Annotated in this window: 16 protein-coding genes; 11 read left to right on the forward strand and 5 right to left on the reverse strand. The window is 65.8% G+C overall.

Annotated features, from left to right (window positions below):
• Positions 1-28 precede the first annotated feature (28 nt).
• The 6 genes from J2S32_RS06810 to J2S32_RS06835 all read left to right on the forward strand — a co-directional run bounded on the left by J2S32_RS06810 (position 29) and on the right by J2S32_RS06835 (position 6,991).
• Complete coding sequence (locus tag J2S32_RS06810) at positions 29-901, forward strand: MBL fold metallo-hydrolase (RefSeq protein WP_253519018.1); 873 nt, start codon at positions 29-31, stop codon at positions 899-901.
• Entirely contained in the window at positions 886-1,575 is a 690-nt protein-coding gene (locus J2S32_RS06815; RefSeq protein WP_253519021.1) for a DUF4230 domain-containing protein, read from the forward strand. Before J2S32_RS06810 ends, J2S32_RS06815 begins: the two co-directional genes overlap by 16 nt.
• Before the next feature lie 70 nt (positions 1,576-1,645).
• Positions 1,646-2,422 (forward strand): hypothetical protein, encoded by a 777-nt coding sequence (locus tag J2S32_RS06820; RefSeq protein WP_253519024.1) that lies wholly within the window; start codon positions 1,646-1,648, stop codon positions 2,420-2,422.
• 65 nt (positions 2,423-2,487) lie between these two features.
• Positions 2,488-3,474, forward strand: a complete 987-nt coding sequence (gene nadA, locus J2S32_RS06825; RefSeq protein WP_253519027.1) for a quinolinate synthase NadA — start codon at positions 2,488-2,490, stop codon at positions 3,472-3,474.
• A 24-nt stretch (positions 3,475-3,498) separates the two neighbouring features.
• Positions 3,499-5,616, forward strand: coding sequence for a prolyl oligopeptidase family serine peptidase (locus J2S32_RS06830; protein ID WP_253519032.1), 2,118 nt, complete (start codon positions 3,499-3,501; stop codon positions 5,614-5,616).
• A 58-nt stretch (positions 5,617-5,674) separates the two neighbouring features.
• Complete coding sequence (locus J2S32_RS06835) at positions 5,675-6,991, forward strand: DUF2254 domain-containing protein (RefSeq protein WP_253519035.1); 1,317 nt, start codon at positions 5,675-5,677, stop codon at positions 6,989-6,991.
• A gap of 3 nt (positions 6,992-6,994) precedes the next feature.
• Here the strand turns inward: J2S32_RS06835 and J2S32_RS06840 are convergent, their stop codons facing one another.
• Positions 6,995-7,900, reverse strand: coding sequence for a DMT family transporter (locus tag J2S32_RS06840; protein WP_253519037.1), 906 nt, complete (start codon positions 7,898-7,900; stop codon positions 6,995-6,997).
• A 53-nt stretch (positions 7,901-7,953) separates the two neighbouring features.
• Here J2S32_RS06840 and J2S32_RS06845 point away from each other — a divergent pair, with 53 nt between their 5' ends.
• Both J2S32_RS06845 and J2S32_RS06850 read left to right on the forward strand, forming a co-directional pair.
• Positions 7,954-9,066, forward strand: coding sequence for an alkene reductase (locus J2S32_RS06845; protein WP_253519040.1), 1,113 nt, complete (start codon positions 7,954-7,956; stop codon positions 9,064-9,066).
• Between the two features lie 30 nt (positions 9,067-9,096).
• The gene (locus J2S32_RS06850; protein WP_253519043.1) at positions 9,097-9,972 is read left to right on the forward strand and encodes an HpcH/HpaI aldolase/citrate lyase family protein; all 876 of its coding nucleotides are present in this window, start codon (positions 9,097-9,099) and stop codon (positions 9,970-9,972) included.
• Here the strand turns inward: J2S32_RS06850 and J2S32_RS06855 are convergent.
• Both J2S32_RS06855 and lipB read right to left on the reverse strand, forming a co-directional pair.
• Positions 9,969-10,286 (reverse strand): hypothetical protein, encoded by a 318-nt coding sequence (locus J2S32_RS06855; protein ID WP_253519047.1) that lies wholly within the window; start codon positions 10,284-10,286, stop codon positions 9,969-9,971. The genes J2S32_RS06850 and J2S32_RS06855 overlap by 4 nt on opposite strands.
• Complete coding sequence (lipB, locus tag J2S32_RS06860; protein WP_253519050.1) at positions 10,283-10,954, reverse strand: lipoyl(octanoyl) transferase LipB; 672 nt, start codon at positions 10,952-10,954, stop codon at positions 10,283-10,285. Before lipB ends, J2S32_RS06855 begins: the two co-directional genes overlap by 4 nt.
• Positions 10,955-11,013: 59 nt before the next feature.
• On the opposite strand from lipB, the gene J2S32_RS06865 reads away from it, so the two are divergent.
• The gene (locus J2S32_RS06865) at positions 11,014-11,838 is read left to right on the forward strand and encodes a glycerophosphoryl diester phosphodiesterase membrane domain-containing protein (RefSeq protein WP_253519053.1); all 825 of its coding nucleotides are present in this window, start codon (positions 11,014-11,016) and stop codon (positions 11,836-11,838) included.
• Here J2S32_RS06865 and J2S32_RS06870 read toward each other — a convergent pair.
• Positions 11,835-12,443 carry a class I SAM-dependent methyltransferase gene (locus tag J2S32_RS06870; protein ID WP_420493539.1) on the reverse strand — a complete coding sequence of 203 codons (609 nt, stop codon included), beginning with the start codon at positions 12,441-12,443 and terminating at the stop codon, positions 11,835-11,837. The two genes, J2S32_RS06865 and J2S32_RS06870, sit on opposite strands and share 4 nt — an antisense overlap.
• Before the next feature lie 121 nt (positions 12,444-12,564).
• Between J2S32_RS06870 and J2S32_RS06875 the strand changes: the two genes are divergently transcribed.
• On the forward strand, positions 12,565-13,917 hold the full coding sequence (locus tag J2S32_RS06875) for an MFS transporter (protein ID WP_253519060.1): 1,353 nt from the start codon (positions 12,565-12,567) through the stop codon (positions 13,915-13,917).
• Here the strand turns inward: J2S32_RS06875 and J2S32_RS06880 are convergent.
• A complete protein-coding gene (locus J2S32_RS06880; RefSeq protein ID WP_253519064.1) occupies positions 13,914-14,258 on the reverse strand; it encodes an arsenate reductase family protein in 345 nt (114 codons plus the stop codon). The genes J2S32_RS06875 and J2S32_RS06880 overlap by 4 nt on opposite strands.
• A gap of 146 nt (positions 14,259-14,404) precedes the next feature.
• Between J2S32_RS06880 and J2S32_RS06885 the strand changes: the two genes are divergently transcribed.
• Positions 14,405-16,669: a TonB-dependent hemoglobin/transferrin/lactoferrin family receptor gene (locus tag J2S32_RS06885; RefSeq protein ID WP_253519078.1), complete on the forward strand. Its 2,265-nt coding sequence runs from the start codon at positions 14,405-14,407 to the stop codon at positions 16,667-16,669.
• Positions 16,670-16,671: the final 2 nt, after the last annotated feature.

A 16,671-nucleotide genomic window follows, 5' to 3' on the forward strand; every position in this document is an offset into this window, starting at 1 on the left:
GCGCAGCCTAGTCCCCATATGCAAGGGCATGGCTGGACCTCCTCCCAAACCGTGGCCGACCGGCAAGGCGATGCAACTCGAGCCGCTGGTGCGGCGCGTGCTGGCGCCGAACCCCTCGCCTTATACCTACACCGGGACGCAATCTTACATCGTCGGTATCGGCGATGGCTGCGCAGTGATCGATCCCGGCCCGGACGAGACCGAGCACTTGCTCGCGCTCGATGCCGCGATCGGCGAGGAGCACGTCTGCGCGATCATGTGCACGCATACGCACCGCGACCATTCGCCCGCAGCCAGGACGCTCGCCGCGCGCACCGGTGCGCCGATCGTCGGCTGTGCCCCGCTGGTGCTCGACGACAGCGGCCCGCGCGCCGATGCCTCCTTCGACCGCACCTATGAACCCGACAGGGTCATGGAAGATGGCGAACAGATGACCGGCCCCGGCTGGACGCTGACCGCGGTTGCCACGCCCGGACACGTGTCGAACCACCTGTGCTTCGCGCTGGAGGAAAGCGGCGCGCTGTTCACCGGCGACCATATCATGGGCTGGTCGACCAGCGTCGTGATCCCGCCCGATGGCGACATGGGCGACTATATGAAGAGCCTCGAGCGGCTTTATGGGCGCGAGGATCGGGTCTTCTACCCCGCGCATGGCGAGGCAGTCGACAAGCCGCGTCAGCTCGTGCGCGGGATGATCGGGCACCGCCGCCAGCGCGAGAACCAGATCGTCCGCCTGTTGGGTGACGGCCCGCACGAAGCCCCCGATTTCGTCGGCAAGATGTACAAGGGCCTCGACCCCAAACTGCACAAGGCGGCCGAAATGTCGGTAACCGCGCATCTGATCGATCTGGAACAGCGCGGCCTTGTCGCCCGTTCGGGCAATACATGGCAGACGATCTGAAAACCGCCGAACAGACCATCGCGCCTGAACTGGGCGAGGAGCGCCCGCTGGCGCGCGTCCAGGCGGTGCCGTGGCTGATCGTCATCGTTCTGCTTGCGGCAGTCGCCTGGCTCGGCTGGCGGGCCTTCTTCTACGAGGAAGAAGGCGACCCGGTGGGCAGCGCGATGCTGGCGTTCGAGAAGCAGAATTCGCTGACCGTCTTTTCCAGCCGCTTCGAGGTTGTTGCCGAGAGCGTCGACCGGCGCGGCGTGCTGAATATCGACCTGCTCGAAAGCCGGCAGGCGGCGATCATTCCAGCGACGGTCGAATACCGCCTCGACCTGTCGACCATGGACCGCGACCGGTTCGCCTGGGACGCGGAAAGCGAAACCCTTTCGGTGGTGCTGCCGGCGCTGCGCATCTCGCGGCCCAATCTCGACGAGGCGGCGCAGAAAACCTTCACCGAAGGCACCTATGTCAGCCGCGATGCGAGCGCCGACCTTGCACGCAACAATTCGCAGCAGGCCGAACGCAAGGCCGCTGCCTTCGCCAAGAACCCCGAAGTGCTCGCACTGGCACGGCAGGCCGCAAAGGATGCGGTACGGCAGAACCTCGCCATTCCGTTACAGATCGCCGGCTATGGCGATGTGACGGTCGCAGTCCGGTTCGACGGGGAAGCCCCTCCCGGAAATTGACGCCTCCCGAACCGCCGGGTAGCTTCCTCCAAAAATAGCCAGGTCGCGTTTTTGGAGGAGATACGGGATCATGGCGACCATTCATCCGCCGCAGGTTGCAGCGCCGCGCGAACAGACGCGGTTTTTCTTTGTCATGGCTTTGGTCATGGCGCTGGTGATCGTGGGCGGCTTCACCCTCCAGCTGGCGATGGGCCGGTCCAGTTTCGCGGTCCCTGCCGCCTATCACCTGCATGCCGCGGTCTTCATGGGCTGGATCGGGATCTATCTGATGCAGCACGTCACCGCGCTGCGCGGGCAATGGGCATGGCATGCCGGTTTGGGCCGGATCGCCTATCTCTGGATCCCGCTGATGCTGGTCTTCGGCAGCGTGCTGATGGTGGTGGTTGCGCGGCGCACCGGCGGGCCGTTCTTTTTCCACGTGAGCGAGTTCCTGTGGAGCAACATGATGCTGCTGTGGTGCTTCGGCGGGCTCGCCTTCTGGGCGCTGCGCCGGCGGCGCTACACCGGTTGGCACAGGCGCTTGATGCTGTGCGCCATGGCGATCCTGACCGGACCCGGTCTCGGCCGGATCCTGCCCCTGCCGCTGATGATCCCGCATGCCTGGACGATCACCACGCTGGCTACGATGGTGTTTCCCGTGATCGGCATGATCGCCGACAAGCGCGCCAACGGACGCGTGCATCCCGCCTATCTGTGGGGCCTCGGCATCTACGCCGCCGTGTTCGTCCTGTCGTTGCTGCTCGCCCATTCGGAAGCGGGCATGGCGATTACCCGCAGCGTCATCGCGGACACGCCGGGCGAACTGCGTCCGATGGAGGCGTTTCTGCCGCCCGGCTTCACAATGTAGGAACGCCCTCGCCTTCCGGGCCGTTCAGTCTATAAGCGCCCCAAACGCAGCAGACGGGACCCCACATGACCGCACAGACCGACCTGCCCACCGGCCAGGACCTGCTCGCCGAGATCAATCGCCTCCGCAAGGAGAAGAACGCGATCATTCTCGCGCATTACTACCAGACCGCCGATATCCAGGACCTTGCCGATTTCGTCGGCGACAGTCTGGAATTGAGCAAGAAGGCCGCCGAAACCGATGCCGATGTCATCGCCTTCTGCGGCGTGAAGTTCATGGCTGATACGGCCAAGATCCTCAGCCCCGAAAAGATCGTGGTGCTGCCCGACATGGACGCGGGCTGCAGCCTCGAGGACAGCTGCCCGCCGGACAAGTTCAGGGCCTTCCGCGAAGCGCATCCCGACCATATCGCGCTGACCTACATCAATTGCTCGACCGAGGTTAAGGCGCTCAGCGACGTGATCGTCACCAGCTCCAGCGCGGAAACGATCATCAGCCAGATTCCCGAGGACCAGAAGATCATCTTCGGCCCCGACCGGCATCTGGGTGGCTATATGAGCCGCAAGTTCAACCGCGAGATGCTGCTGTGGCCGGGCGTGTGCATCGTCCACGAGGCCTTCAGCGAGACCGAGCTTCTGAAGCTCAAGGCGCAGCATCCCGATGCGCCGGTCGCCGCGCACCCCGAATGCCCGCCGACCATCGTCGATCATGCCGATTACGTCGGTTCGACCAGCGGCATCCTGCAGTTCGCGGAAACCTTCGAGGGCGACACGCTGATCGTGGCGACCGAGCCGCACATCATGCACCAGATGGAAAAGGCGCTGCCCAACAAGACCTTCATCGGCGCGCCCGGCGCCGACGGCAACTGCAGCTGCAACATCTGCCCCTACATGGCGCTCAATACGATGGAGAAGCTCTACGCCTGCCTGCGCGATCTCGAACCGCGGATCGAGATCGAGGAAGGCCTGCGCCTCAAGGCCAAGCAGAGCCTCGACCGCATGCTCGAAATGGCCAGCGGCACGATCGGCAAGGGCGATCTGGGCCGCGTATAGGATACTATTTCAGGGAGAGAATTGATGGTCGCACGTCTGGCGCTGGCCGCCGCGCTCGTTTTCACCGCCGCACCGATCGCAGCGCAGGAGGGCGATGCGGAGGATTCGCATATCTGGCTCGAGGAAATCCAGGGCGAACGCGCGCTGGCCAAGGTCGACCAGTGGAATGCCGATACCGAGGCGGTGCTGACCGCGCAGGCGGAATATCCGCTGGCCAAGGCCTGGGCCAGGCAGATCCTCGACGATACGCGGCAGATCGCGATGCCCGATGCGATCATGGGCGATCAGGTCACGAACCTGTGGCGCGATGCGGACAATCCGCGCGGGTTGTGGCGCACCGCGACGCTCGAGAGCTATCTGGCGGGCGCCCCCGAATGGCGCACACTCATCGATGTCGACCAGCTGGGTGAGGACGAGGGCCAGAGCTGGGTATGGCACGGCGCCAACTGCCTTGCGCCCGAATACACCCGCTGCCTGGTCTCGCTTAGCCCGGGCGGAACCGATGCCGACGTGGTCCGCGAGTTCGACATCGCGACCGGCGCCTTTGTCGAAGGCGGGTTCACGCTTCCCGAAGCCAAGTCGAATGTCGCCTGGTATGACGAGAACACGCTGTTCGTCGGCACCGACGAAGGCGACGGATCATTGACCGATTCGGGCTATCCGCGTCTCGTCAAACTGTGGGAGCGCGGAACCGATTTTGCGCAAGCCCGGCTGATTGCCGAGGGCGAACAGACCGATATCAGCATGAGCGGCTTCTCGGTGCTCGACGGCGAGACCCGCTATCGTTTCGTGCGCCGCGGCCCCAGCTTCTGGACCAGCGAATATGCGCTGGTGACCGACAGCGGCGACACCGTCGCGCTGCCAATGCCCGAGGATGCCGAGTTCGAAGCGGTGCTTGGCGGCTTTGTGATCGGCAAGCTCAATTCCCCGATGGAAACATCTGCGGGCACCGAACAGCCCGGCGCACTGCTCGCCTGGTCGCTCGACGACGTGCTCGACGGGGGCGATCCGCAGCCCTTTGCGGTCTTGCGTCCGAGCGAAACGCAGGCGGTCGAACAGGTCGCGGCGTCGGAAAACAAGCTGTGGGTCAAGGTGCTCGACGATGTGTCGGGCAAGCTGATCGAGCTTACGCCGGGTTCGGATGGATGGTCCGCACGGGCCATGGACTTGCCCGCCAACAGCACCATCCAGATTGCCGAGACCACCGGTACGGGCGACACCGCTTTCGTCACCGTGGAAAGCATGCTGACCCCGCCGACGCTCTATGCCGTGCCCAGCGACGGATCGCCCGTCGCGATCGCCAGCGAGCCGGCACAGTTCGATGCGAGCAAGTTCAGCGTTGAGCAGAAGTTCGCCATTTCGAAAGACGGTACCAAGGTGCCCTATTACCTCGTTCGTCCGAAAGATGCCGAAGGTCCGCTGCCCACGCTTATTCACGCCTATGGCGGGTTCCGCGCGGCGCAGACGCCCAAATACCTTACCGCCGAACCCTATCGCAGCGGTCCGCTTGGCCTGTTCTGGGTCGAAAGCGGCAATGCCTATGTCCTCGCCAATATCCGTGGCGGCGGTGAATACGGGCCGCGCTGGCACGAAGACGCGCTGCGCGAAAAACGCCAGAACAGCTTCGACGATTTCCATGCGGTGGCCGACGATCTCGTCGCCAACCGGCTGGCTACCCCGGGCCGTATCGCCGCTTCGGGCCGCTCGAACGGCGGCGTGCTGGTCGGCGCGGTAGCGAACCAGCGCCCCGATCTATACGGCGGGATCATTTCGGGCAGTCCGCTGATCGACATGAAGCGCTACAACAAGCTGCTCGCGGGCGCATCGTGGATGGCCGAATATGGCAATCCCGACGTACCGGCAGACTGGGCCTTCATGCGCGAATGGTCGCCCTACCAGAACATGCGCGATACGCCCGACGTCCCCGCGGCGTTCTACTATCTCTCGACGCTCGACGACCGTGTGCATCCCGGCCACGCGCGCAAGGCGGCGGCCAAGCACGAAGCCTGGGGCCAGACCTTCTATTATCACGAGTATCGCGAGGGCGGACATTCGGTCGGATCGGACCATGAAGAAGACGCGAAGCGCGCCGCATTGCTGCTCGCCTATCTCAATCGCGAGATCGGTAGCGGAGCGGACTAGGCACGGAGATGGGCTTCGCGCGTTCATCCCCTGACCGCAACTGGCAGGGGATGGGCGCGTGACCGCCGACATACGCTTTTTCTGGGCACGACTGAACGCGAATTACTGGTTTTATCCGGCGCTGTTCTCGATCATGGCGGGCGCGCTGGCGTTCATCATGGTCTGGCTCGACCGTGCGGGGCTGGCCGAATTCCTCAACGAAGTCGACTGGATCGTGCCCGCGCGCCCCAAGGGGGCGGCGGACATGCTGACCGTGATGGCGGGGAGCATGATCGGCGTCGCCTCGACCGTGTTTTCGATCACCATCGCCGCGGTCGCCTATGCCAGCGGCAATTACGGTCCGCGGCTGCTGACCAATTTCATGGAGGATCGCGGCAACCAGCTGAGCCTGGCGACCTTCATCGGCAGCTTCGTCTATGCGCTGATCGTGCTGCGCGCGGTGCGGGCCGAAGATGAAACCCCCGCCGCGCTGGCCGATGCCACCGCCACCGCCCTGCCCGGCTTTACCCCGCAATTGTCGCTGCTGGTCGCCTATGTCCTGATGGGCCTGTGCGTCGCGGTGCTGGTGTTCTTCCTCAACCACATCCCGTCGAGCATCCGCATCAACAAGGTGCTCAAAGGTATCGGGGAACGGCTGCTCGAGGCGGTCCGCGAGACCTATCCGGTCGAAGACGAGTTCTACGAAGCAGTCGAACCCAAGGGCGGCAAACCCTTGACCGCACGCGGCACGGGCTATGTCCAGCTGGTGGACTTCGACGAATTGGTGAAGATCGCGCGCGATTGCGGCTGCACCATCTCACTGCGCGTGCGCACGGGCGACTTCGTCCATCGCGACATGCCGTTCCTGGATGTCGATGGCTGCGATCCCGCGACCATCGATGAACGCATCCGCGGCTGTTTCACACTCGGCTCCACCCGGACACCCGAACAGGATCCCCAATTCCTGATCGACGAACTGGTCGAGATCGGGCTGCGCGCGCTGTCCCCCGGGATCAACGATCCCTTCACCGCGATCACCGCGCTCCATTGGCTGGGTGCCGCGACCGCAGAGATCGGACGGCGGGACTTGCGCAAGGATATCTGCGGCGAGGATTGCGACGATTGTCCGGTGATCCCGCTGCCCGACGATTTCGCCCACTACGTAAGCCGCGGATTCGGCGCGATCCGCAGCGGGGTAGCGAGTTCGCCCACCGCAGCGGAAGTCATGCTCGATACGCTTGCCAATGCCGCGGTGCCGATCCGCGACGAGCGCCGCCAGACGCTGCTCAAGGACCAGGCCGACAAGCTCGCGCGGCAGACGCGGCTGGTGCTTGTCGGCCCGGACCTCGACCGGTTCGAGCGTCACGTCGCACGGTTCAACAAGGTCTTCTGGTAGGGGCTAGCGAACCCGGCCCGGCCGCCCCGCGCGCGCCAGCACCAGCGCGGTACCGACCAGCACCATCCCGACGACATCCAGCGGCGCCAGCAATTCGCCGAATGCCAGCCAGCCGACCGTGGCGGCAATGGCGGGCTGGGTCAGCAGCGCCATCCCGATGATAAGCGGCGGGAAATGGCGCAGCGAGAAGACCAGCAAGCCCTGCCCGACAAGCTGGCTGCTGAGCGCGAGCACCAGTACCGGCGTCCACCCCGCGTCACCCGGCCACACCGGTTCGCCCGCAGCCAGCGCGATGGCGAGCAGCAGCGGCGCGGCGATGAGGCTGACCAGCAGCAGCACTGCCCACGGCCCCAGTGCGGCCCGTGCCCGCTGGGCGGGAAGCAGGTAGAAGGCATAGAAGATACCCGCTGCGAGGCAGAACAGGTCGCCCACGAAGGTGGTCGCGGAAATCTCGAGGCTGCGGCCCAGCAATATGCCCGCGCCGAGCAGCGCCGCGAGCACGCCCACCCCTTCCTGCCCCGACGGCGCACGCCGCGCCGCGATGATGCCCCAGGCCATCAGGATCACGCTGCCCGAATTGCCGAACAGCGTGGCATTCGCGAGCCGGGTCCGCTCGATCCCGACATGCCAGCTGGCGAGGTCGACTGCGAAAAACGCGCCGGCGAGCAGGCACAGCAGCACCAGCCGACCGTCGATCGGTCCCGGCGAACGGCCGCGCCAGGCAAGCAGCGCCAGCACCGGGAGCGGCAGCAGAAGCCGCCAGAAACCGGCGGAGACGGGGCCGGTGTCGGACAGCCGGACGAGCCATGGACCCAGCGCCAGCGCGATGTTTCCCGCGACCAGCGCGGCGAAGTGCCATGCACTCGCCTGAAAGCCATTCTTGTCAGGTGTGGCGGTTGCGCTGCCCATGACCCGCCCCTAGCTCAATGGCCAACACGCGCTAGCAAAAAGGATTTGCCCGCATGCACGAAAGCCTGTTCCAGCCGCTCACCATGGGTGCCCTCGAAGCGAAGAACCGTATCTTCATGGCACCGCTGACCCGCGGCCGCTCGACCCAGCCCGGCTCGGTCCCCAACGAGATGATGGAAACGTACTATCGCCAGCGGGCGAGTGCCGGCCTGATCATTTCCGAAGCCACCGGGATCAGCGTCGAAGGCCTCGGCTGGCCCGCCGCACCGGGGATCTGGAGCGACGAACAGGTCGAAGGCTGGAAGCCTATCACCGACGCCGTCCATGCAGAAGGCGGGCTGATCGTTCTCCAGCTGTGGCACATGGGCCGCCTGGTGCACCCCGATTTCCTCGGTGGCAATCCGCCGGTGTCCGCCAGCGCGACCACCGCGCCGGGTCATGCGCATACTTTCGAAGGGCGCAAGGATCACCAAGCCGCGAGGGCCCTGTCGGTCGATGAAATTGCGCGCGTGGTCGAGGACTATCGCCATGCCGCCGAGAACGCGAAGAAGGCCGGCTTCGATGGCGTCCAGCTGCACGCGGCGAATGGCTATCTGGTCGACCAGTTCCTGCGCGACAGCACCAATCTGCGCGATGACGATTATGGCGGCAGCCCTGAAAACCGCAGCCGCTTCCTGCGCGAAGTGCTGACCGCGCTGGTCGATGTCTGGGGTGCGGACCGCGTTGGCGTCCGCCTGTCGCCCAATGGCGAGACGCAGGGCTGCGACGACAGCGACCCGGCAGCTACCTTCGGCGCCGCCGCCCGGGTGATCGAGGAACTCGGCGTCGCCTTCCTCGAATTGCGCGAACCGGGTCCCGACGGCACCTTCGGCAGCACCGACGTTCCCAAGCAAAGCCCGCTGATCCGCGAGCTTTATACCGGCGCGCTGGTGCTCAACAGCGACTACACGCCCGAGGGTGCGGTGGCTGATCTCGAGGCCGACCGGGCCGACGCGATCAGTTGGGGCCGCGACTTCATTTCCAATCCCGACCTGCCGGCACGCTTCCGGACGGGCGCGGAGATTGCGCCGAATGTGAATGTGCCGCATAGCTGGTATGGTCAGGGACCTGCCGGATACATCGATTACCCGATGCTAACTAAGCAGGAGCAAGCTGCGGCCGAGTGAGTCGCCGTGCGGCGACACTTCGGAGGCTGAATGCGGTCGTGGATACTCATCCCGGCAGATAACGAGAAGGCGATCGGCTCGGCAGCGGGCACGGGGGCCGAGGCAGTGGTCATCGACCTCGCCCGGCCCCTTCGTGCTGCCCAGCAGGCCACCGCCCGGATCGCCGCGACGACCTGGCTGCGGCTGCATCGCGAACAGCTGGTGGCGCAGCGCAAGTTCGAACGCTGGGTGCGCATCCCCGCGCTCGGCACCCCGCACTGGCGCGATGATCTGGATGCCGCGATGGATGGCTCGCCGCACGGGATTGTGCTGTCGCACTGCCGCGGCGCGGACGATATCCGGCAATTGGCTTCGGTACTGTACGAATTCGAGGACCGGCTCGGGCTGGCGGCAAACATCACGCGGATCATGCCCGAACTGGGTTCGACCCCGGCCGGCGCGCTGACGATCCGTCGGCTGGCCGACGAGCTGCACCCGCGCGTGTCGGCACTGACCTGGGATGCGGTCGGGCTGGCCCATGCCATCGGCGCGCGCCGGCTGCGCGGGCCCGGCGGACGGTGGGGAGACGCGCTGGCGCAGGTCCGCGCGCAAATCCTGCTGATCGCCCATGCCCGCGGCATCGGCGCGATCGAACACCCGTTCCGCGATGTTCGCGACGGCGAAGCGGCTATCCGCATTGCCGATGCGGCACGGGCGGACGGGTTCACCGGCATGTTCGCCATCCATCCGGGGCAAGTCGAGGGCATCAATGCCGCCTTCGCCCCCCTCGAAAGCGAAATTTCCGACGCGCACAAGATCGTCTCGACCTTTGCGACCAATCCCGGGGCGATCTCGTTGTCGGTGGGCGAGCGCCGCGTGGGCCAAGCCGATCTGGAACGCGCCAGGCGGCTGCTCGGCGAGGACTAGTCCCCGGCGGGGTCGTCGCCCGCTTCTTCCGCGATCACCGGAGCAGGCGTAGGTTCGCTGGCTTCCTCGGGTTCGGCCGACGCTTCGCTGGCTGGCGCCGCGGCAGACGGCTGGCTCGGCGCTTCGCGTACCGGTGGCGACTGCGAGCGCAGCCGGTCGAGCGGAATCATCGCATCGCTGATCGTTCCGCCGATTACTTCACCCTTGGCGTTGCGCTCGGCCTCGACCTCGGTCTCCGCCGGGGGCGTATCATCGCCGCAGCCGGACAGGATCGCGGTGGCAGCGACAAGCAAGACAGCCGGACGTATCATCATGGCAGCGCATTGGCCTTTCCTTCGAGCGCCGCGAGGAAATCCCCGAAGCGCGCCCGCAATGCCTCATCGAAGGCCGCGGGCGCAAGATCGATTCCCAGCCGTTCGAGGCTGGTCACGCCGAACTCCTCGATCCCGCAGGGGACGATCCCGGTAAAGTGCGACAGATCGGGCGCGAGATTGACCGAGAAGCCGTGCATGGTCACCCAGCGCCGCACCCGCACGCCGATGGCACCGATCTTGGCTTCGCGGCCGTCGACATCTTTCGTCCAAATGCCGACCCGGCCCGCGCTGCGCCAGCTGGTTACGCCGATATCGGCCAGCGTGGCGATCACCCAGCCTTCGAGCGCATGGACAAAACCGCGCACGTCGCGTCCGCGTTCGCGCAAGTCGATCATCGCATAGCCGACCCGCTGGCCCGGCCCGTGATAGGTATAGCGCCCACCGCGTCCCGCCTCGACCACTTCGAAGCGCGGGTCGAGCAATTCGGCCCCATCGGCGCTGGTCCCCGCGGTATAGACCGGCGGGTGTTCGAGCAGCCACACCATCTCGCGCGCCTCGCCCTCGGCGATCGCACGATTGCGCGCGGTCATCACCTCGAGCGCATCGCGATAGCCGATGCGGCCCGGCTCGGCGCGCCATTCGACGGTTTCGGGGGGTGCAGACGACATGCACGATTGCGTGGCGACTGGCGAAGCGCTTATCAAGAGGCAAACGGGAGAGCCGCTGCATGAAATTCGATCTCGACACCGCGTGGAAAGACACCATGGGGCTGCTGTCACGCAATTTTGGCCTGCTGGCGGTGCTGGCCGGCGTCTTCTTCTTCCTGCCCTATGCCGGGTTCATGATCGCCGTGCCCGAAATGGGCGCTATGCAAAGCGCGCAGGCAGGCGGTGACTTCGAAGTCGTGATGGCGGCGGTGACCGAGCTGTATCTCGAATATTGGTGGGTGTTCCTGCTGCTCGCGCTGATCCAGGGCGTCGGACTGCTGGGGATGCTGGCACTGGTCCGGCGACGCGCCAACCCAACCGTGGGCGAAGCGCTGGCGACCGGCGCGCGCTCGGTCCCCAGCTATATCGCGGCGCAATTGCTGCAGACCGCGCTGATCGTGATCGTCGCGACGCTGCTTCTGACCGTCGGCGCGCTCACCGGCTTGAGCGCGCTTGCGGTGCTTGGCGGGATCATCGCTTTCGTCATCACCTGCTATATCGTGACCAAGCTGTCGCTTGCCGCCCCGGTCATTGCGATCGAGGGGCAGCTCAACCCGGTCAAGGCGCTACAACGCTCGTGGTCGCTGACCCGCGGCAACAGCATGCGCCTGTTCCTGTTCTACCTGCTGCTGACGGTCGCCTTCATCGTGGTATCGGCGGTCGTCTCGCTGGTCCTCGGCCTCGTGTTCGCGCTTGCCGGGGAACAAGGCGCGCTGCTGGGCGAGGCGATCGTATCGGGGCTGCTCAACGCGGTGATGATCGTGCTGATGGTGTGCGTGATGGCAGCGGTGCACACGCAGTTCAGCCGCTTGGCTACCGCCCCGCAGCCCGACGCCGAAGACTAGCTTTCGCGATCCTTCCAGCCCCAGAAGAGCTGGCAGGGAAGCACGTTGAGCAGTTCGAACCCGCGATCGATGCGGCGGAAATGGCGCGCCATGAAGTCGCGCGCCTTGGCCGAGAACTGGTAGACAAGGAAGGCCCCGCCCGGGCGGATCACGTCATAGGTCGCCTGCGCAATCGCGGGGCCGACGCCATCGGGCAGGGTCGAGAAGGGCAGGCCCGACAGCACGTAATCGGCGCCGTCATGGCCATGCGCCTTGACGATCTCGACCACATCGGCGGCCGATCCGTGGACCGCATGGAAGCGGCTGTCGCGGAAATGCTTGCGCAAATAATCGACATAGAGCGGGTTGGTGTCGATCACGATCAGCGTACCGTCGCGCCGCAAGCGGTCGAGCACCGGCTGGCAGAAAGTGCCGACCCCGGGGCCGTATTCGACGAACACCTCGCACTGGTCCCAGTCGACCGGGGCGAGCATCTTGCGGATGGTGAAGCGCGAAGACGGGATGATCGAGCCGACCATCCGCGGTTCTTCGACAAAGCCACGGAAGAACACTCCCCACTGGCCGAAGAAACGCGCTGCGCGTGTACGCAGCCGGGGCCGCGAAATGGTGCCAACGCCCTGATGTCCGGTCAAAATCGCGTACCCTGTGATTGTTTCACTAAGGCGCCGGTTTGCCAGTCCCGCTGCACCATTGCAAGGAGCCGAGCGCGCGCCTACCGCCTTGGCGATGGCCGATGTCGAACCCACCGCCCCGCTGGCACCGCCGCCGCCGGCGCCCGCTGCGCGCACCATTCCGCGCGGGCGGATGGCGCTGCTGTTCGCGGTCATGCTGACCACCGCGGCGGGCAATACCGCGATGCAGTCTGTAATGCCCTCGATCGGCACTTCGCTGGGCGTGAACGATGTGTGGATCAGCCTCGCCTATAGCTGGTCGGCGCTCCTGTGGGTGATCTGCGCACCGATCTGGGCGCAGAAATCGGACCAACGCGGACGCAAGGCGATGATGGCGCTGGGCATGCTGGGCTTCATCGCAAGCTTCTTATTGTGCGGGCTCATGCTGTGGCTGGGACTGGCGGGTATCCTCCCGGCATTCTGGGCGTTGATGCTGTTTGCTGCGGCGCGCAGCCTCTATGGCGGGTTCGGCAGCGCCGCGCCGCCCGCGGTCCAGGCCTATGTCGCCAGCCGCACACCGCGTTCGGAACGCACGCAGGCCTTGTCGCTGATTGCGTCGAGCTTCGGGCTCGGCACGGTGATCGGCCCCGCGCTTGCGCCGCTGATGGTGATGCCCGTGCTGGGCCTTGCCGGACCGTTCCTGGTCTTCGCGCTGATCGGGCTGGTTACGCTGATCGCGCTGCGCCTGCGGCTGCCCGACGACGAACCGCAGTTCGCCGCGCGCGGCAGCGCCTATGACGCGCCTTATTCGGGCGGTCCGACTGCCGAGGTTTCGAAGGACGAGGATGAGGGCGACGAGCCTGAACCGGGTAAGCTGCGCTGGTTCGAACCGCGTCTGCGCCCCTGGGTCATCTCGGGCCTGCTGGGCGGGCATGCGCAGGCCATGATTCTGGGGATCGCGGGCTTCCTCGTGCTCGACCGTCTTGGGCTGCGCGGCGATCCCGCAGCGGGGGCCGGACCTGTCGGGCTCGTGCTCATGGCGGGCGCAATTGCCACGCTGCTGGCGCAATGGGGGCTCATCCCGCGGCTCGACCTCGGGCCGCGCGCGGCTTCGTTATGGGGCATCGCCATCGCCGCGGCGGGTACAGTGGTCCTCGGTCTGGGCCAGACCATTCATACCATCGCCCTGGGATATTCGATCGCCTCGCTTGGCTTCGGCCTGTTCCGCCCCGGGAATACGTCAGGCACATCGCTGGCGGTGACCCGCGCCGAGCAGGGCCAGGCAGGCGGGGTCACCGCCTCGGTTGCGGGCGCGAGCTTCATCTACGCCCCCGCGCTTGGCGTCTGGCTCTACAGCCATTCAGACTGGCTGGGCTTCGGGCTGATCGTCGCGCTATGCGCGATCGTGTTCGTCTATGGCTCTCGCGCGCTGCAAGCCGACGCTGCGCTGACGCAGGACCGCCGCTAGAGAATTTCGAGCACGGTGTCCTGCGGCCGGCACAGGCGGACGCCCTTGTCGGTTTCAACCAGCGGACGCTCGATCAGGATCGGGTCGGCCGCCATCGCCGCCAGCACATCCTCCGCCGCAGCCTCGGGCAGGCCGCGCTCCGCAGCATCGGTTCCCCGCAGGCGCAGGCCCGCGTTCGGAGTGATGCCCGCATCCTTGTAAAGCTGCGCCAGCTTCTCCGCGCTCGGCGGATCCTTCAGATATTCGATCACCTCGACCTCGACCCGCGACAGGTTCTCGAGGATGGCCAGCGTCTTGCGCGAAGTGCCGCATTTCGGATTGTGCCAGATAGTCGCTTTCATCGGTACGATCTCCTTTTCCGGCTCGCTACGCCAGCCAAACCCCGACGAAAAGAGGGCATTGTCGAAAATCCCAGAGACTTCTTGCAAATGCGACTGACTCGCAATATCAGCGCGGCGGACGCAAAACATCATCAACAGGGAAAATCATGGGATCGACATTCGAACGCACTGCGCGCGCCTCCGGCATGGCAGCACGCCAGCGGCTGGCCACACTCAAGCTGGGCTCGGCACTCGCCGCGCTAGCCGCAGCGAGCCTTCCGGCGCTGGCTATCGCTGCCGAAGAGGATTTGCCGGGAGACGACCAGATCGTGGTGACGGCCACGCGCACCCCGCTCCAGATCGAGGACGCACCGGCCACGATCACCGTGATCGACGACGAGCAGATCGCCGATGAACTGGCCACTGACATCAAGGACCTCGTGCGCTACGAACCCGGTGTATCGGTGCGCCGCGCGCCCGCCCGCTTCGGTGCCGCGCTGGGTGCGACTGGCCGCGCGCGCAACGAAGACTTCATCATCCGCGGCATCGGCGGCAATCGCGTGCTGATCCAGGTCGACGGCATCCGCAGCCCGCAGGGCTTTTCCTTTGGCGCGCAGGATGCGGGACGCGGCGGCTATACCGACGTCTCGTTGGTCAAATCAGTCGAGATCCTGCGCGGCCCGGCTTCCGCCCTATACGGCAGCGACGGGCTGGCCGGCGCAATCAGCTTCACCACCAGCGACCCGGTCGATCTCGTCGAAGCGGGACAGCGGTTCGGCGGATTTGTCCGCGCCTCCTATTCGAGCGCCGACGAGGAGTTCACCGAAACCGCCGCGATCGCAGGCCTGTTCGGCGATCTTTCGGCCATGCTGTCCTACACCCGCCGCGACTTCCACGAGCTGGAAAACGCGGGCGAGGTCGGCGGTCTGGGTAGCGGGCGCACGCTGCCGAACCCGCAGGACGGGACCTCCGACGCATTCCTTGGCAAGCTGGTGTGGGATACCGGCGCGCACCGGGTGCGGCTGTCGGGCGAATATCTCGAGACCGAAGTCGCCACCGATGTCCTCTCCGGGCAGGGTCCGGCCTTCCTCTTCGGCCCCTTCCCCAGCTGGATCGTCGACGATCTGACCGCCCTCGACACTACCGAACGCGGCCGCGTGTCGCTCGACTGGACCTATGTCGGCGAAGGCGCGATCGATTACGCGCATGCCGCGGCCTATTACCAGACGGGCGAGGACGTGCAGTTCACCGACGAGGACCGCTCGCCCGTCAGCGCCACACCGCGCCCCGATCGCGAGCGGCTGAACACGTTCGAGAACGAAGTCTATGGCGCCTCCGCAGAAGCGCGCAGCGTCTTCGGCAGCGACGCCTTCCGCACCACGCTGGCCTTCGGCGGCGATGTCAGCTGGACCCGGCAGGAAGGGCTGCGCGACGGGACCGAACCGCCGTTTGGCGAGGTATTCCCGACGCGCGCCTTCCCTGCCACCGACTTCATGCTCGGCGGCGTGTTCCTCGCCACCGAATTCACCTTCCTCGACGGGGCGGTGACGCTGTTTCCCGCGCTGCGGTACGATTTCTACGATCTCGATCCGACCGACGATCCGCTGCTGCCCGATTTCGCGGGGTCTGCGCAGAGCGATGATCGCCTGTCGCCCAAGCTGGGCGTGACGGTGAAGCTGGCGGACGATGTCCTGCTCTACGGCAATTACGCCCAGGGCTTCCGCGCGCCGACACCGTACCAGGTGAACAACTTCTTCGAAAACCTGGCCTATGGCTACACCTCGCTGCCCAATCCCGATCTCGGCCCCGAGACCAGCGAGAGCTGGGAAGCCGGGATCAAGTTCTCGACCGAGGCAGTGTCGCTGCAGATTGCCGTCTTCACTGCCGACTATGACGATTTCATCAGCCAGCAGGTGGTCGGCGGGTCGTTCACCCCGATGGACCCGGCGCAGTACCAGTTCGTCAATTACGATGCGGTCGAGATCGAGGGCGTCGAGGCCAAGGCGAGTTTCCGCATGGAGAACGGCTTCTACAGCCGCTTCGCGATCGCCTATGCCGATGGCGACATCCTGTCCCCGGGCGCGGCATCCCGCCCGCTCGACACGATCGACCCGCTCAATCTGGTGGTCGGCATCGGCTATCGCGAGCCGCAAGGCCGCTTCGGCGGCGAGCTGATCGCAACGCATCACGCACGCAAACCGCTCGACGAGACCGACGGCGGCTATCGCCCCGATGCCTTCACCATCCTCGATGCCACGGCTTTCTTCGCCGTGACCGACGCGCTCAAACTGCGCGCGGGCATCTTCAACATCTTCGACGAGAAATACGCCTACTGGCAGGACGTCAGGGGTCTCTCGGCCACATCCACCACGACCGACGCCTATACCCGGCCCGGCCGCAATGCGAGCGTTTCGCTCAGCTTCCAGTTCTGAGG

The organism is Qipengyuania citrea (genome assembly GCF_024171405.1).
Classification (GTDB): domain Bacteria; phylum Pseudomonadota; class Alphaproteobacteria; order Sphingomonadales; family Sphingomonadaceae; genus Qipengyuania; species Qipengyuania profunda.

Excerpts from the sequence above, each read along its gene's own strand:
- J2S32_RS06845 (WP_253519040.1), top strand. The coding sequence starts at position 7,954 with ATGCACGAAAGCCTGTTCCAGCCGCTCACCATGGGTGCCCTCGAAGCG.
- J2S32_RS06810 (WP_253519018.1), top strand. The coding sequence starts at position 29 with ATGGCTGGACCTCCTCCCAAACCGTGGCCGACCGGCAAGGCGATGCAA.
- J2S32_RS06875 (WP_253519060.1), top strand. The coding sequence starts at position 12,565 with ATGGCCGATGTCGAACCCACCGCCCCGCTGGCACCGCCGCCGCCGGCG.
- J2S32_RS06885 (WP_253519078.1), top strand. The coding sequence starts at position 14,405 with ATGGGATCGACATTCGAACGCACTGCGCGCGCCTCCGGCATGGCAGCA.
- J2S32_RS06850 (WP_253519043.1), top strand. The coding sequence starts at position 9,097 with ATGCGGTCGTGGATACTCATCCCGGCAGATAACGAGAAGGCGATCGGC.
- J2S32_RS06855 (WP_253519047.1), bottom strand. The coding sequence starts at position 10,286 with ATGATGATACGTCCGGCTGTCTTGCTTGTCGCTGCCACCGCGATCCTG.
- lipB (WP_253519050.1), bottom strand. The coding sequence starts at position 10,954 with ATGTCGTCTGCACCCCCCGAAACCGTCGAATGGCGCGCCGAGCCGGGC.
- J2S32_RS06880 (WP_253519064.1), bottom strand. The coding sequence starts at position 14,258 with ATGAAAGCGACTATCTGGCACAATCCGAAATGCGGCACTTCGCGCAAG.
- J2S32_RS06865 (WP_253519053.1), top strand. The coding sequence starts at position 11,014 with ATGAAATTCGATCTCGACACCGCGTGGAAAGACACCATGGGGCTGCTG.
- J2S32_RS06840 (WP_253519037.1), bottom strand. The coding sequence starts at position 7,900 with ATGGGCAGCGCAACCGCCACACCTGACAAGAATGGCTTTCAGGCGAGT.
- nadA (WP_253519027.1), top strand. The coding sequence starts at position 2,488 with ATGACCGCACAGACCGACCTGCCCACCGGCCAGGACCTGCTCGCCGAG.
- J2S32_RS06815 (WP_253519021.1), top strand. The coding sequence starts at position 886 with ATGGCAGACGATCTGAAAACCGCCGAACAGACCATCGCGCCTGAACTG.
- J2S32_RS06820 (WP_253519024.1), top strand. The coding sequence starts at position 1,646 with ATGGCGACCATTCATCCGCCGCAGGTTGCAGCGCCGCGCGAACAGACG.
- J2S32_RS06830 (WP_253519032.1), top strand. The coding sequence starts at position 3,499 with ATGGTCGCACGTCTGGCGCTGGCCGCCGCGCTCGTTTTCACCGCCGCA.